Below are 14,977 nucleotides of genomic sequence, written 5' to 3' on the forward strand. Positions count from 1 at the left end.
GCGGGCGCGAAAGCATGTCCTAAGAGCCGTAGGATGAAGAACGGCGCGACGCGGTGATCGAACTCTCCAACGCTGCGGCGGTCACCGCCGGCGCGGTCGTCGCGCTGCTCGTCCTGACGGGCGCGGCGATGCTGTTCGTGGGGTTGCGCGCGCGGTCGCGGGCCGCCGATGTGCTCGATGCGCATCGGCGCGCCGATGCGCTGGCCGCCAGCGCTCCCGCGCAGACGATGGTGGTGCGCGCCGACGGACGCGTCGAACTGGGCGACAAGCTCGCCGATCTGCTGGGCCTGGAGGCCGTGCCCACGCATTTGTCCGAGATCACCGGCAATGAAGCGGTGTTCGAGCGCGTGGAAGCCGCTGCGTTGGAACAGGATATTGCTGCCGCGCAACGGGCCGCCCGTCCGTTCCGGGCGACGGTGCGCGCGCGTGGATCGTCGCGGACGCTGTTGGTGATCGGTCAGCGCGCGCCCGACGCTGTGCGTGCGCCCGGCGGGGTCGTGCTGTGGGTGTTCGACGCCACCGAGGCACAGGAAGAGGTGGCTCGCCTGTCCGATACCGCGTCGCGCTATCGCGAGGCGTTCGAATCGCTTACCGGCCTGATCCAGTCGGCGCCGATGCCGATGTGGTATCGCGACCGCGACCTGCGGCTGGCGATGGTCAACAGCGCCTATGTCGCCGCGGTCAACGGCAAGGATGCCGAAGCGGTGGTCAAGGCCGGGATCGAACTGGTCGATGCGGCCGCGCCGGGTGGGCCGCTGGCCAGCCCGGCCAAGGCGCGGGAAGCAGGGCGGCCCAGAATGGTCAAGCTGCCCGCGACGATCGCGGGCGCGCGGCGGATGCTCCATATCCACGACGTGCCGCTGCCCACCGGCGGCGTCGCGGGCTTCGCGGTCGATGTCGAGGAACTGGAACGCGCGCGCGCCGGGATCAAGCGCGCCGACGATGCGCAGCGCGAGACGTTCGATCGGCTTTCGGCGGGTGTGGCGCAGTTCTCGGCCGATCGCAGCCTGGTGTTCTGCAACCAGCCCTTCCGGCGCATGTTCGCGATGCGCAACGAATGGCTGGCCGACAAGCCCGAGTTCGAACGCGTGCTCGAGCGGATGCGCGAGGCGAACCGGTTGCCGGTGGTGCGCGACTTCCCGGGCTGGAAGGCTGAGCGGCGCGACTGGTTCCGCGCTGATGCCGCGCGTGAAGAGAATTGGGCGCTGGCGGGCGGCAACCATCTGCGCGTCGTCGCCCAGCCGCTGCCCGAGGGCGGGCTGCTGGTGATCTTTGAGGATCTGACCGAGCAGGTTCAGCTTGCCAGTGCGCGCGACACGCTGCTGCGCGTGCGTACCGCGACCTTTGACAATCTGTTCGAAGCGCTGGGCGTGTTCACCGCCGACGGGCGGCTGCAATTGTGGAACAACCGCTTCCGTCAGCTCTGGGGCTTTGACGAAGCCTATGTCGCCAGCCACCCGCGTGTCGATGCGTTGGCGAAGCAGGCGGGCAGCCTGCTCGCCAATCCGGGCCGCGCCGTGCTGATGGGCGAACTGATCCGCGCCGCGACGATCGAACGGCAACAGCGCGGCGCGACGATCGAGTTCAAGGATGGGCGCTTCTTCGAGGTTGCAGCGGTGCCGTTGCCCGACGGCAACGCGCTGTTCACGATGCTCGACGTTTCGGACCGACGCCGCGTCGAGAACGCGCTGCGCGAGCGTAACGACGCGCTTCAGACAGCGGACCGGGTCAAGACCGCCTTTGTCGCGAACATGAGCTACGAACTGCGCACGCCGCTCACCTCGATCCAGGGGTTCGCGGAGATGCTGCATGGTGGCTATGCGGGCGACCTGTCGCAGAGCGGAAGCGAATATACCGAGGCGATCCTGTCGTCGGTCGAGCGGCTGGGCGCACTGGTCGACGATGTTCTCGACCTCACCCGCGAGGATGACGGGGTGGCGCGCGGGACGGTCGATCTGGAGCTGACCGCGGGTGCGGCGGCCGAAGCGGTCGCGCCGGCAGCGCAGGCCAAGCGGATCGAGCTGGCGGTGGAGGTGCAGGGCAGCGCCGGGACGACACTGGGCGATGCACGGCGTATCCGTCAGACGATCGAACATCTGCTGCGCAACGCGATCGCGAATACGCCCGACAAGGGCCGCGTCCTTCTGCACATCGACGGAACCCCGAAGGGCGCGCGGATCGTCGTTTCGGACAATGGGCCGGGCATGGCCAAGAAGCTGGCCGACAAGGCGTTCGAGCGCTTTGCGCAGCCGGGGATCAGCCGCAACGGCGATCGCGCGCTGGGCCTGGGCCTGCCGCTCGCCAAGCAGTTCGTCGAGGCGCATGGCGGCACGATCGAGCTGGTCTCTGAACCGGGGCAGGGGACGATGGTGATCGTGGAGCTGCCGCGCGGATGATCCGGTTGGCGGATGCGGCTGCGAGCGAAGCGCTGGGCGCGCGGCTGGCGGCACTCGCCCAGCCGGGCGACGTGATCGCGTTGTCGGGGCAGTTGGGTGCGGGCAAGACCAGCATCGCGCGCGGGCTGCTCGCCGCGCTGGGGCTGGAAGGGGAGGCGCCGTCGCCGAGCTTCGCGATCGTTCAGCCCTATGCCCCGCCCGAAGTGCGGTTTCCGGTGCTGCATGTCGACCTCTACCGCATCGACGATCCGAACGAGACCGAGGAACTGGGGCTGGACGATGCGCGCTATGATTCGCTGCTGATCGTCGAATGGCCCGAGCGGTTGCCGGCATCCGCGTGGAACGATGCGCTGTGGCTCACCCTGACGATCGAGCCGGATGGCGCGCGCGGCTTGACAGCGCAGGTGCCCGCGTCATGGAAGGACCGATGGTTCCCGACATGAATCCGCCCGCACGGGCGCCGTATTTTCTGGACGAGCTGGGCTGGGGGGATGGAGAGATCCTGCCGCTGGCCGGTGACGCGTCGTTCCGCCGCTATTTCCGGGTGCAGGCGCCCGGGCGCAGCGCGATCCTGATGGATGCGCCGCCGCCGCATGAAGATCCGCGACCGTTCATCGATGTCGCCCGCTGGCTGGTTGGACGTGGGTTCGCCGCGCCGCGCATCTATGGCGAGGACCTTGATACCGGCCTGGTGCTGATCGAGGATTTTGGCGATGCGCGGCTGCGCGAGACCGTCGATGCCGCGCCCGAGAGCGAGCTTCGCCTCTACGAAGCGGCGATCGACGTGCTGGTCCGCCTGCGCGACCATGCGGCGGCCGAGGTTGGCCCCTATGATCGCGACGTCTATCAGCGCGAAGCGGCGCTGCTGACCGAATGGTATTGCCCGGCCGTGGAGCTGGACGTCGATATCGACGGCTATGTCGCGGCGTGGGATGCCGTGCTGGCGCCGGTGCTCGACGGGACTCCGGTGACGGTATTGCGCGACTATCACGCCGAAAATCTGATGCTGATCGAGGGCAGCGAAACCTTCGGCCTGCTCGACTTCCAGGATGCGCTGGCGGGCCATCCCGCCTATGATCTCGTCTCGTTGCTGCAGGATGCGCGACGCGACGTACACCCGGACCTGGAAGCCGCCTTGTTGGACCGCTATCGCCGGATCACCGGCGCCGATGAACGCTTCTTCGACGCCTATCATGTGCTGGGCGCCCAGCGGAACGCGAAGATCATCGGTATCTTCACGCGCCTGTGGAGGCGCGACGGCAAGCCGCGCTATCCCAGCCTGTGCCCGCGTGTCTGGGGCTATCTGGAGCGTGATCTCAAGCACTCCGCGCTGGCGCCGGTCGCCGCGTGGTTCGACGCCAATATTCCCGCGCATCTGCGCGGCGATCCGATGACGGTGACCGCGTGACGACAAAGAAGACGCTCGCGTTGCGTCCGGTGCCCAATGCGGCGGTACCGGAAACGGCGATGGTGATGGCGGCGGGTCTGGGCAAGCGGATGCGTCCGCTGACCGCGACGCGCCCCAAGCCGTTGATCGAGGTCGCGGGCAAGCCGTTGATCGATCATGCGTTCGACCGGCTGCGCAGCGCCGGGGTCAAGCGTGCGGTGGTCAACGTCCATTATCTGGCCGATGCGCTGGAAGCGCATGTCACGCACCGGATCAAGGACGTCGAGGTCGTCGTCTCCGACGAGCGCAAGCAGCTGATGGAAACCGGCGGCGGGCTGGTGCAAGCACGCGAGCTGCTGGGCGATCAGCCGTTCCTGTGCGTCAACAGCGACAATCTGTGGATCGATGGCCCGATCGACGCGATCCGCCAGCTCGCGGCGGCGTGGGACGATGAGACGATGGACGCGCTGTTGCTGCTTGTCCCGCTGGCCCGCGCGCATTGCCATCCCGGCAATGGCGATTTCCATATCGACGCGTTCGGCAAGATCACTCGCCGCCGCGCCCCGGGGCGGCTCGCGCCCTTCGTCTATACCGGCGTCCAGATTCTCTCGCCGCGGGTGATCCGCGACTGGCCCGAGGGGCCGTTCTCGACCAATTTGTTCTGGGAACGTGCGATCGAAGCGGGCCGCGCCTATGGCGTGGTGCATCAGGGGCTGTGGTTCGACGTCGGCTCACCGCCAGCCATTGCTGCGACCGAAGCGGTGCTGGCGGATGGGTGAGGGGCGCGGCCTCCACCTCTACTCCATCCCGCCGCACCGGGCCTTTGCCGACGCACTTGCACAAGGGTTGATCCGTCGCTTCGGCGGCGATCCGCTGCGACTGGCGCGCGGGATCGTGCTGGTGCCGACCAACCGCGCGAAGAAGGCGATCACCGATGCGTTCGTCCGTGCGAGCGGGGGCGGGCTGCTACTGCCCCGGTTGGTGGCGATGGGTGACCCGGAGCTGGATGAGGCGGCGGGGCCGTTCCTCGATCCGGCGGACGATGAAGACCCGGTTCCGCCCGCTGTTGACCCGCTTCAGCGACGGCTGATCCTTGCTCGACTGGTTCAGGCCGGGCAGCCGGGAATCGATGCGGCGGAGGCGGTGCGGCTCGCAGGCGACCTTGGACGCACGCTCGATCAGTTGCTGATCGAGGAAATCGATCCTCGGCGGATGCGCGATGTGGCGGTGGGGGAACTGTCCGAACATTGGCAACGCTCGCTCGATTTGTTCGAGATCGCATTGGGCAAATGGCCGCAGGAGCTTGAAAGGTTTGGCCGGATCGATCTGGCGGAACGGCGCAACCGGCTGCTCGACCGGGTTTCGGCGTGGTGGCGGCGGGATCCACCCGATCGCTTCATCTGCGCGGCGGGCATCACGACGTCGGCCCCCGCGATCGCGCGGCTGTTGCGGGTTGTCGCAGGTTTACCGGGCGGGATGGTGGTCTTCCCCGGGGTCGATCTGGCGATGGGTGATGCGGAGTGGGGGATGCTGGGGCCGTTCGAGGCGGACCCGGTGACCGGCCGGCGTAAGCGTTCGCTGGAGACTCATCCGCAATTCCACCTGAAGCTGCTGATCGACCGGATGGGCGTGCAGCGTGGCGAGATCGAGCCATGGCGCGTCGCAACCGAGCTGGACGCACCGCCCGCGCGCAGCAAGGCGATCGCCAGTGCGATGATGCCGGCCGAACTGACCAAGGGCTGGAGCGATCTGCCCGCCGCCGAACGCCGACTCGCCGAAGTGCGCGCACTCGAAGTCGCGACCCCGGCAGAGGAAGCACAGGCGATCGCGCTGGCACTGCGCGAGGCGCTGGAGACCGAAGGTCGGACCGCTGCGCTCGTGACGCCAGACCGGGCGCTGGCGAAGCGGGTGGCCGCGCATTGCGCGCGCTGGGGCCTGGCGATCGACGATTCCGCGGGCGTGGCGCTCGCCAGCCTGCCGCCCGGAACCTTGTTGCTCGCATTGGCAGAGGCGGGCGCGCAGGCCTTCGCGCCGCTCGCGCTGCTCGCGCTGCTCAAGCACCCGCTGGTCGGGGCGGGCGAGGATCGGCTGGCATGGCTGGAGGGAGCGAGGACGCTCGACATGGCGCTGCGTGGCCCACGTCCGGCAGCGGGGCTGGCCGGGATCGAGACGCATCTGGCGAATGACGAGGGCTATGACGCGCACGTCCGGCGCTCGGCGCTCGGCTGGTGGCGGGACGTGTCGCCTATGCTGGTCCCACTCGAAGCGCTCTATGCGGGCGGCGCGGCACCATTGACCGCTTTGCTGGCGCAGCTCCGCGAGACCGCGACGGCGCTATGTGGTGACGGGCTATGGGCACGTGCCGACGGACGTGCGGCGGCGGCGCTGCTCGACGACCTGGAGCGCGAGGCTGCGCACGGCCCGGCGCTGGTCGAACCAGAAAGCCTGGCCGCGATGCTGCGCACGTTGATGGACGAGATCGCGGTGCGCCCGCCCCAGGGCGGGCATCCGCGGCTTGCCATCTACGGTCTGATCGAGGCGCGGTTGCAGACCGCCGACCTGCTGGTGCTGGGCGGGCTGAACGAGGGTGTCTGGCCGGGGATTCCCGCGCCCGACCCGTGGCTGGCGCCGCGTATCCGCAGCGATCTGGGGCTACCGGGGCTCGAGCGGCGGATCGGCTTGTCTGCGCATGATCTGGCGATGGGGCTTGGCGCGCGCCAGGTGGTGTTGACGCGGGCGAAGCGCGACGCGGGGTCCCCGACGATCGCCTCGCGCTTCTGGCTGCGGCTGGAGGCGCTGTCGGGCGGGCTGGATCGCGCGGACGCGCTGGAGGTCTGGGCACGCGCGATCGACGATCCGGGGGCATATGAGCCCGCAACGCGGCCCGAGCCATGCCCGCCCGCCGCGATCCGGCCGCGCACGATCCCAGTCACCGATGTCGACAGACTCAAGGCTGATCCCTACGCCTTTTACGCCAAACGCATGCTGCGGCTGCGCCAGCTCGATCCGGTCGATGCCGATCCCAGCGCTGCGTGGCGTGGAACTGCGGTACACGATGTGCTGGAGAAATGGGCGAAGCTCGACGCCTGTGAACCCACGGCGCTCGAGCCGCGCGTACTGGGCATGCTCGCCCAGGCGCATCCGATGATGCGCGCGCTATGGCAGCCTCGACTGATCGAGGCGGTGCGCTGGATCGTGCGCGAGATCGAAGCCCGACCCCAGCGGCGTGTGCTGGCGGTGGAGCAGGAGGGCGCGATCGACTTCGCGGGCGTGACGCTCAAGGGCAAGTTCGACCGCATCGACGCGATGGGCGACGGTACGCTGGGCGTGGTCGACTACAAGACCGGCCAGCCGCCCAGTACGAAGGCGGTGCGCGCAGGGTACAGCCTTCAGCTTGGGCTTCTCGGCCTGATCGCCGAGCGTGGCGGGTTTCAAGGTATTTCCGGCCGGGCGAGCGCGTTTGAATATTGGTCGCTGGCACGCAAGGGCGGCGAGTTCGGCTATGTCCAGTCGCCGGTCGATACTGCGGGCAAATATGGCAAGATGCTCCCTGACGAGTTCGTGCCCACGGTAGCCGAGAATTTCACCGAGACGGCGCGCGCCTATCTGACCGGAGATGCGCCCTTCACCGCCAAGCTGCACCCCGAATATGCGCCCTATGCCGATTACGATCAGCTGATGCGCCGCGACGAATGGTATGGCCGTGAGCGGCGTTAGCACCGGCGCGCTACCCCCGCTGGCGGGCAATCAGGCGGCGGCGTCCAGCCCGGGTGCGAGCGTGTGGTTGTCCGCCTCTGCCGGGACGGGCAAGACCCAAGTGCTGGCGGCGCGCGTGTTCCGGCTGTTGCTGCGCGGGATAGATCCCGGCGCGATCCTGTGCCTGACCTTCACCAAAGCGGGCGCGGCGGAGATGGCGGCGCGGGTGAGCGGGCGGCTGGCGCATTGGGTGCGTGCGCCGCGCATGGAGGTGTTCAAGGATCTGGAGGCTCTGGGCGAGGACGCCGACGATACCCGGATCGCACTTGCCCGCACGCTGTTCGCCAAGGTGCTGGATGCCCCGGGCGGGGGTCTGCGCATCCAGACGATCCACAGCTTCTGCCAGACCCTGCTCTCCGCCTTCCCGGTCGAGGCGGGGCTGACGCCGGGCTTTCGGCCGCTGGAGGCGCGCGAAGAGACCGCGCTCGCGCGCGATACGCTGGCGGCGATGCTGGCGGATGCAGGACGCGAGGGGCGCGACGGGCTGATCGATGCGGTCGGTGCGCTAAGCTTGAGGCTGGGTGAGGGCAGGGCGGAAGCGTTCCTCCACGCCTGTGCCAAGGCGCCCGATGCGATGGCGGCATTGCCGTCCGGGGTGCAGCCCTGGCTGCGGCGGGTGATGGATCTGCCGCAGGGCGATGTGCTGGAGGAGGCCGCGCGCTGGTGCGCCGACGACGCGTTCGATGTCGAAGGACTGCGACGGATCGCGGACGCCAATCATGCATGGGCTACTGCGACGGGGCAGGAGAATGCGGCGGTTGCGGGAGCATGGCTGGCGGCTGAGCCGGCGGCGCGCGTCGCGATGCTCGGCGACCTGCGCAAGATCGTACTGACCGCCAAGGATGAGCCCAAGAAGGTGTCGCCCAAACTCGCCGCGATCGACCCGGATTACGAAGTCCTGGCCGCCGAGCTGGGTGAGGCTTGTATCGCGGTCGTCGGGATGATCGCGCGCGCGGGCTACGCCGATCTGCTCGCGCAGGGGCTGACCGCGGGGCGTGAATATGCCGCAGCCTATCAGACCGCCAAGCGCCGCGCCGGGGCCGTCGATTTCGACGACCTGATCGGCAAGACGGTCGCGCTGCTCGATCAGCCGGGCATGGGCGACTGGATTCGCTTCAAGCTCGACCAGGCGACCAGCCATGTGCTGATCGATGAGGCGCAGGATACGAACTGGTCACAATGGGAAATTGTTCGGGCGATTGCGGACGAGTTCTTCGCAGGCGATGGCGCTAAGCCGGGTGAGCTTCGAACGCTGTTCACCGTTGGTGACTACAAGCAGGCGATCTTCGGCTTCCAGGGAACCGATCCGTTCAACTTTGCGCTGGCGCATCGGCATTTCGAACGACTGGGTAATACAAAACCCGATGATCCCGACGATCCGAATGTTGTTCTAAATCCGCTTCACACCTTGTCTCTCGTCCATTCGTTCCGATCGACTGCTCCTATTCTGGAATTTGTCGACGCTGCTATTGCTGCCCTTCCTGTGCCTGGGATGGGCGAATTTGCTGAGGCGGAACCTCACGCCAGCCGCGTTGCAGGACCGGGCACCGTCATGCTGTGGCCACCGGTGGTCGCGGGCGGCGATCCCGAGGACGAGGAAGGCTGGGTCGACGACGCGACGCGTGAGGTGGCCAATCGCGTCGCGCGGCAGATCAAGGGTTGGATCGGCACGCTCGAACTGGAGAGCAAAGGGCGGACGCTGCGGCCCGAGGATGTGATGATCCTGGTCAAGCGGCGCGGCGAGCTTGCCTCCTTGCTGGTGGCACGGCTGCATGCCGAGGGAGTGCCGGTAGCGGGCGTCGACCGGCTGCGGCTCAACGCGCCGCTGGCGGTGCAGGATCTGCTTGCCGCTGTGCGCTTCGCGCTCCAGCCGGACGATGACTTGTCGCTCGCGTCGCTGCTGGTGTCGCCGCTGATCGGCTGGAGCCAGGACGAGCTGATGCACGCGGCCTTGCGGGAGCGCGGAAGTCTGTGGCGGCATTTGCGCGCCACTCAGCCGGACGAACGCCTTGCGCCGCTCTACGGTCTGCTCGCGCGCGCCGACCTGATGACGCCGCACCGGTTCCTCGAGACGATTCTGTCGGGCGAGATGGACGGGCGGCGCAAATTGCTGCGGCGGCTGGGCAAGGAGGCGCTCGACCCGGTCGAGGAGCTAGTGACCGCCGCTTTGGGCTTCGAGGGGCTGGCGACGCCGACGCTTCAGCGCTTCCTCGACTGGTTCGACCGGGGGGACGTCGAGATCGTGCGCGACGCCGCGCAACCGCAGGACGCGGTGCGGGTGATGACCGCGCATGGCGCCAAGGGGCTTCAGGCGCCGTTGGTGATCCTGGCCGACGCCACCGCCGATCCGCAGGGCGGCAATCGCGGCGATTTCGTGAAGTGGTCGCCCGAAGCGCATGACGGCGCGCCGATCCCGGTGTTCCGTCCTGGCAGGACCGAGCGTGGCGGGCCAGTAGATGAAGCGGTGGCACTGGTCGATGCGCGCGAGCTGGAGGAGCATTGGCGGCTGTTCTACGTTGCCGCGACGCGGGCCGAGGAGCGGCTGGTGATCGCGGGTGCGCTGGGCCCCAAGGCCAAGGGCGAGGCCCCGGGGGCGAGCTGGTATGCGGCCTCGCGTGCGGCGTTCGACGCGCTGGGCGTGGCAGAGGGCGAGGACGAGCGTACCTTCACAGGCATCCGTCCGCAGCCGCCGGTGGCACGCAAGCCGCGTGACGCTGTGGTGACCGGTGCCGTGGCGGAGCTGCCGGCGTGGGCGACGCGGTCTGCGCCGGTCGAGGCGCGTCCGCCGCGTCCGCTTGCGCCATCGTCGCTGGGGGACGATCTGGTCAGCGATCCGCCGCCCGGACCGGCACTGCGCGCGGCGGCGGAGCGGGGCAGGCTGATCCACGCATTGCTGGAACGCCTACCGGCTGTTGTGCCCGGACGGCGCGCTGAGGTTGCCGAACGCTGGTTGACGGGGGCAGGAGGCGTTTCCGATCCTGCAATGCGTGTTGAGCTGGCCGCCGCCGCGCTGGGCGTGATCTCTGATCCGGATTTCGCGGAGTTGTTCGGGCCGGAGGCGCTGGCCGAGGCGCCGATAGCGGCCGTGCTCGCTGGCGGTCACGTCGTGTCGGGCACCGCCGATCGGCTGCTCGTGACCGACGACAGCGTCCTGGTTATCGATTTCAAGACCGGTCGCCGCGCGCCGGAAACGCTCGACGCCGTGCCGCCCTATCATGTCCGCCAGATGGCCGCCTATGTCGCGGCGCTGGAAGTGGTCTTTCCGGGACGACAGGTGGTCGCGGGCCTGCTCTACACGGCCGGACCGGTGCTCTATGCGCTGCCGAAAGATCTTCTCGCCACGCACAAGCCCGGCTTCGTCGTGGCGGAGCAAAGCTTGATCTGAAACGCTTGAGGGGGCGAGGGCGCCTCCCTAGGTTATCGCCAACACAAAGGAGATTTTGAAATGGCCAAGGCCGTAACCGATGCAAGTTTCGAAGCCGACGTTCTTCAGTCGGACAAGCCCGTCCTCGTCGATTTCTGGGCCGAGTGGTGCGGGCCGTGCAAGATCATCGGGCCGAGCCTGGAAGAGCTGGCCGAGGAGCTGGCCGACAAGGTGACGATCACCAAGCTCAACATCGAGGAAAATCCGGATACGCCGGGCAGCCTCGGCATTCGTGGCATCCCGACCTTGTTCGTCTATAAGGACGGACAGAAGATCGCGCAGCAGGTGGGAATCCAGGACATCTCGACCAAGTCCAAGCTCAAGGCGTGGATCGAAAGCGTCGTTTGAACATTCGCGGGGCCGGTAATCTGGCCCCGTTTTCTCGCTGTATCGAGATGAGAACGGGCGGAGCCGTTGCGGCCCCGCCCGTCTTCGTTTCAGCCGTCAGTAGCGGCGACCGTAGCGGTCATCGCGATCGTACCGATCATGGCGGTCGCGCCAGTGACGGTCGCGGCGATCATCCCAGCGATTCCAGCGGTCATGATCGCGATAGCCGGCGCGAGCTCGTGAAATCTCACGGCGGCATTCGCGCAGCTCGCGGCGATATTCGTAGCGGTTGCGGGCGTGGCGCAGTTCGCGCTGGCACTCGCGTTGCTCCTGGCGGACCTCACGGTGCCTGGAGCCGTAATATTGCGCGTTGGCCGGGGCGGTGGTCGCGAGCACGCTGGCGCCCAGCGTCGCGGCAAGAATCAAGATTCGCATGTCTGCTCTCCATGATCATGCCCGTCCTGGGACGGGCGACGACTCTGGGTACGCCGTTGGGTCTGAACCCGTGGCGACGGCAGGCTTATCCTAGGTTCAGGTAGCCACTGGCTTCAGCTGCGATAATCCGCGTTGATCGAGATATAGCCATGCGTCAGGTCGCAGGTCCACACCGTCGCGCGGCCCTCGCCCAGGCCCAGATCGACGCCGATTTCGATTTCCTCGCCCTTCAGATGCGCCGCGACCGGGGCTTCGTCATAGCCCTCGACCGCGAGACCGCCGGATGCAACCTGTACGCCGCCAAAGGTGATACCCAGCCGGTCGCGGTCGGCGGGTTCGCCGGCCTTGCCCACGGCCATGACGATGCGGCCCCAATTGGCGTCCTCGCCCGCGATCGCGGTCTTGACCAGCGGTGAGTTGGCGATGCTGAGCGCGATGCGGTGTGCGCTGACGTCGCTCTCGGCGCCCTCGACATCGATGCGGATGAATTTCGACGCGCCCTCGCCGTCGCGCACGACCAGATGGGCTAGGCGGAGGCACAGGTCGGACAGGGCCGCGCGGAAGGCGTCGGCGCCGTCGCTTTCGTCATTCGTCAGCGGCGCGTTGCCCGCTGCACCGGTGGCGAAAGCTAGGACGGTGTCGCTGGTCGAGGTGTCGCTGTCGACCGTGATGCACGAGAAGCTGCGCATGTTGGCTTCGGACAATGCGCGCTGCAGGAAGGCGGGATCGACCGCCGCGTCGGTGAAGACATAGCCGAGCATGGTCGCCATGTCGGGCGCGATCATCCCGCTGCCCTTGATGACGCCGACGAGGCTCACCGTCTTGCCGCCGACCACAGCGGTGGTGACCGCGCCCTTCTCGAACGTGTCGGTGGTGCCGATGGTCTTGGCGACATCCTCCCAGCCGCACGGTGCGGCGGCGAAGGCGGCATCGAGCCCGGCCTCGGCCTTGTCGATCGGGAGCGGTACGCCGATCACCCCGGTCGAAGAGACGAACACGTCCGAAGGCTGGCAGGCCAGATGCCCCGCGACCCGCGCCGCGATCGCCTCGACCGCCGCGCGACCGCGATTGCCGGTGAAGGCGTTGCTGTTACCCGCGTTCACCACCAGCGCGCGCGCTTTGCCCAGCACCAGCGCCTCGCGGCACCACTCGACTTCCGGCGAGGGGCATTTGCTGGTGGTGGTTACGCCCGCGACGCTGGTGCCCTCATCGAGCGTGACGAAGGTCAGGTCGCAGCGGTCCCACGTCTTGTAGCGGGCGCGCGCGATACGCAGCGTGACGCCTTCGATCGGGGGGAGGTAGGGGAAACCGAGCGGGGCGAGGGGAGAGCGCTGCATCTTCAGTCCTAATATTTCCACCGTCACCCCGGCCTTGTGCCGGCGGCCACGGCTGGGCAGACAATGCCCTGAAACCTGGAGCGCAGCATTTGCCGCGCGGTGGACCCCGGCACAAGGCCGGGGTGACGAGCTGAGTTACTCAACCGCACCCGCGGCGCTGAGCACCGCGCGGACGCTGGCGGTGGCGACGTCCTCGTCGATGCCGACACCCCAGACGGTTCGTCCGTCGGCGGTGCGGCATTCGACATAGGCGGCCGCCTGCACGCCGGTACCATGACCGATGGCGTGCTCAGCATAGTCGGCGATGTCGAGGTCGACGCCGAAGCCCTCGCGCATCGCCGCGACGACGCTGGAGATCAGGCCGTTGCCGCGGCCGCTCACCGACTGCTGCACGCCATCGACCTCGATCACGCCGGCGAAGATCCGCTCGCCGTTGGTCGCGCGCGTCTCGTCATAGGCGCCCAGGGTGAAGCGTTGCGGATGTTCGAGGCGATAGGTTTGAACGAAGGTCGCCCAGATATCCTGTGCGTTCAACTCGCGGCTGCTCTCGTCGGCGACGCGTTGGACGTGGCGGCTGAAATCGGCCTGCAAGCGCTTGGGGAGTTTCAGGCCCTTGTCCTGTTCGAGCACCCAGGCGACCCCGCCCTTGCCCGACTGCGAGTTGACGCGGATCACCGCCTCATAGCTGCGGCCGAGATCGGCGGGGTCGATCGGGAGGTAGGGCACTTCCCAGATCTGGTCGTTGCGCGCGTCCTGCGCGGCGAAGCCCTTCTTGATCGCGTCCTGATGGCTACCCGAGAAGGCGGTGAAGACCAGGTCCCCGGCATAGGGCGTACGCGGGTGGACCGGGATGTTGGTGCAATATTCCACCGTCTTCACGATCTCGTCGATGTCGGAAAAATCGAGGCCCGGATCGACACCCTGCGTGTACATATTCATCGCAACGGTCACGAGGTCGCAATTGCCGGTACGCTCGCCATTGCCGAGCAGGCAGCCCTCGACCCGGTCGGCACCGGCCATCATGCCCAGCTCGGCAGCCGCGACTCCGGTGCCGCGGTCGTTATGCGTATGCAGCGACACCACCACCGCATCGCGGTTGGGGATGTTGCGGCAGAAATACTCGATCTGGTCGGCATAGATGTTGGGCGTGGCGCACTCAACCGTCGCGGGCAGGTTGAAGATGATCGGACGCTCGACCGTGGGCTGCAGCACGTCCATCACCGCTGCGCAAACCTCGACCGAGAAGTCGATCTCGGCGGTCGAGAAGGTCTCGGGCGAGTACTGGAAATGCCAATCGGTGTCGGGCTGGGCGGCGGCGTTGTCGCGCAGCAGCTTCGCCGCGTCGATCGCGATCTGCTTCACCTCCGCGCGGTCCATGCCAAACACGATCTTGCGCCAGGCTGGCGAGACGGCGTTGTAGACATGGACGATGCCGGTCTTCGCGCCGCGCAGGCTCTCGAACGTCGTGTCGATGAGGTCACGCCGGGCCTGGGTCAGTACCTGCACCGTCACATCGTCGGGGATGCGATTGTCGCGGACGAGGCCGGAGATGAAGTCGAACTCGGTCGCGCCCGCGCTGGGAAAGCCGACTTCGATCTCCTTGATGCCGACACGGCAGATCAGGTCAAAGAAGCGAGTCTTCTTCTCCGCGTCCATTGGATCGATCAGCGCCTGATTGCCGTCGCGCATGTCGGTAGACAGCCAGCGCGGCGCACGCGTGATCGTCCGTGACGGCCATTGCCGGTCGGGCAGGGCGATCGGGGGAAAGGGGCGGTATTTGACGCTGGGGTCGCGCAACATTTGCGAATCTCGCTTCGATAGTCGTGGCGGTCGGGGTTCGGTTTGCCCTTAGGCCGTGTGCGCGGCGCTGCGGCCACGCAAAATGCACGCGCCTAAGGGCGCGTAAGTCGAAGCA

General features: G+C 67.7%; 10 protein-coding genes. 7 read left to right on the forward strand and 3 right to left on the reverse strand.

Annotated features, from left to right (window positions below; translation table 11 throughout):
- The first annotated feature begins 53 nt into the window (after positions 1–53).
- Genes AC07M1_RS09005 through trxA form a run of 7 tightly spaced genes read left to right on the forward strand, consistent with a single transcriptional unit; the run spans position 54 to position 11,311 of the window.
- Entirely contained in the window at positions 54–2,396 is a 2,343-nt protein-coding gene (locus tag AC07M1_RS09005) for a PAS domain-containing sensor histidine kinase (RefSeq protein ID WP_495162208.1), read from the forward strand.
- Positions 2,393–2,839: a tRNA (adenosine(37)-N6)-threonylcarbamoyltransferase complex ATPase subunit type 1 TsaE gene (gene tsaE, locus AC07M1_RS09010; protein ID WP_495162209.1), complete on the forward strand. Its 447-nt coding sequence runs from the start codon at positions 2,393–2,395 to the stop codon at positions 2,837–2,839. The genes AC07M1_RS09005 and tsaE overlap by 4 nt, the downstream gene beginning before the upstream one ends.
- Complete coding sequence (locus AC07M1_RS09015; protein WP_495162210.1) at positions 2,824–3,804, forward strand: aminoglycoside phosphotransferase family protein; 981 nt, start codon at positions 2,824–2,826, stop codon at positions 3,802–3,804. Before tsaE ends, AC07M1_RS09015 begins: the two co-directional genes overlap by 16 nt.
- 59 nt (positions 3,805–3,863) lie before the next feature.
- The gene (locus AC07M1_RS09020) at positions 3,864–4,562 is read left to right on the forward strand and encodes a nucleotidyltransferase family protein (RefSeq protein WP_495162837.1); all 699 of its coding nucleotides are present in this window, start codon (positions 3,864–3,866) and stop codon (positions 4,560–4,562) included.
- On the forward strand, positions 4,555–7,500 hold the full coding sequence (addB, locus tag AC07M1_RS09025) for a double-strand break repair protein AddB (protein WP_495162211.1): 2,946 nt from the start codon (positions 4,555–4,557) through the stop codon (positions 7,498–7,500). The genes AC07M1_RS09020 and addB overlap by 8 nt, the downstream gene beginning before the upstream one ends.
- Positions 7,487–10,924, forward strand: coding sequence for a double-strand break repair helicase AddA (gene addA / locus AC07M1_RS09030; RefSeq protein ID WP_495162212.1), 3,438 nt, complete (start codon positions 7,487–7,489; stop codon positions 10,922–10,924). The genes addB and addA overlap by 14 nt, the downstream gene beginning before the upstream one ends.
- A 60-nt stretch (positions 10,925–10,984) precedes the next feature.
- Positions 10,985–11,311 (forward strand): thioredoxin, encoded by a 327-nt coding sequence (trxA, locus tag AC07M1_RS09035; protein WP_066581138.1) that lies wholly within the window; start codon positions 10,985–10,987, stop codon positions 11,309–11,311.
- 96 nt (positions 11,312–11,407) lie between these two features.
- Here the strand turns inward: trxA and AC07M1_RS09040 are convergent, their stop codons facing one another.
- The 3 genes from AC07M1_RS09040 to leuA form a co-directional block, all read right to left on the reverse strand.
- A complete protein-coding gene (locus AC07M1_RS09040) occupies positions 11,408–11,725 on the reverse strand; it encodes a hypothetical protein (RefSeq protein ID WP_495162213.1) in 318 nt (105 codons plus the stop codon).
- A gap of 113 nt (positions 11,726–11,838) precedes the next feature.
- Complete coding sequence (gene argJ, locus AC07M1_RS09045; protein WP_495162214.1) at positions 11,839–13,062, reverse strand: bifunctional glutamate N-acetyltransferase/amino-acid acetyltransferase ArgJ; 1,224 nt, start codon at positions 13,060–13,062, stop codon at positions 11,839–11,841.
- A 135-nt stretch (positions 13,063–13,197) separates the two neighbouring features.
- Positions 13,198–14,862 carry a 2-isopropylmalate synthase gene (gene leuA / locus AC07M1_RS09050; protein ID WP_495162215.1) on the reverse strand — a complete coding sequence of 555 codons (1,665 nt, stop codon included), beginning with the start codon at positions 14,860–14,862 and terminating at the stop codon, positions 13,198–13,200.
- Positions 14,863–14,977 lie beyond the last annotated feature (115 nt).

The organism is Sphingomonas sp. GW821-FHT10C01 (assembly GCF_059415525.1).

Excerpts from the sequence above, each read along its gene's own strand:
- addB (WP_495162211.1), top strand. The coding sequence starts at position 4,555 with ATGGGTGAGGGGCGCGGCCTCCACCTCTACTCCATCCCGCCGCACCGG.
- leuA (WP_495162215.1), bottom strand. The coding sequence starts at position 14,862 with ATGTTGCGCGACCCCAGCGTCAAATACCGCCCCTTTCCCCCGATCGCC.
- AC07M1_RS09040 (WP_495162213.1), bottom strand. The coding sequence starts at position 11,725 with ATGCGAATCTTGATTCTTGCCGCGACGCTGGGCGCCAGCGTGCTCGCG.
- argJ (WP_495162214.1), bottom strand. The coding sequence starts at position 13,062 with ATGCAGCGCTCTCCCCTCGCCCCGCTCGGTTTCCCCTACCTCCCCCCG.
- trxA (WP_066581138.1), top strand. The coding sequence starts at position 10,985 with ATGGCCAAGGCCGTAACCGATGCAAGTTTCGAAGCCGACGTTCTTCAG.
- AC07M1_RS09020 (WP_495162837.1), top strand. The coding sequence starts at position 3,864 with ATGGTGATGGCGGCGGGTCTGGGCAAGCGGATGCGTCCGCTGACCGCG.
- tsaE (WP_495162209.1), top strand. The coding sequence starts at position 2,393 with ATGATCCGGTTGGCGGATGCGGCTGCGAGCGAAGCGCTGGGCGCGCGG.
- AC07M1_RS09015 (WP_495162210.1), top strand. The coding sequence starts at position 2,824 with ATGGTTCCCGACATGAATCCGCCCGCACGGGCGCCGTATTTTCTGGAC.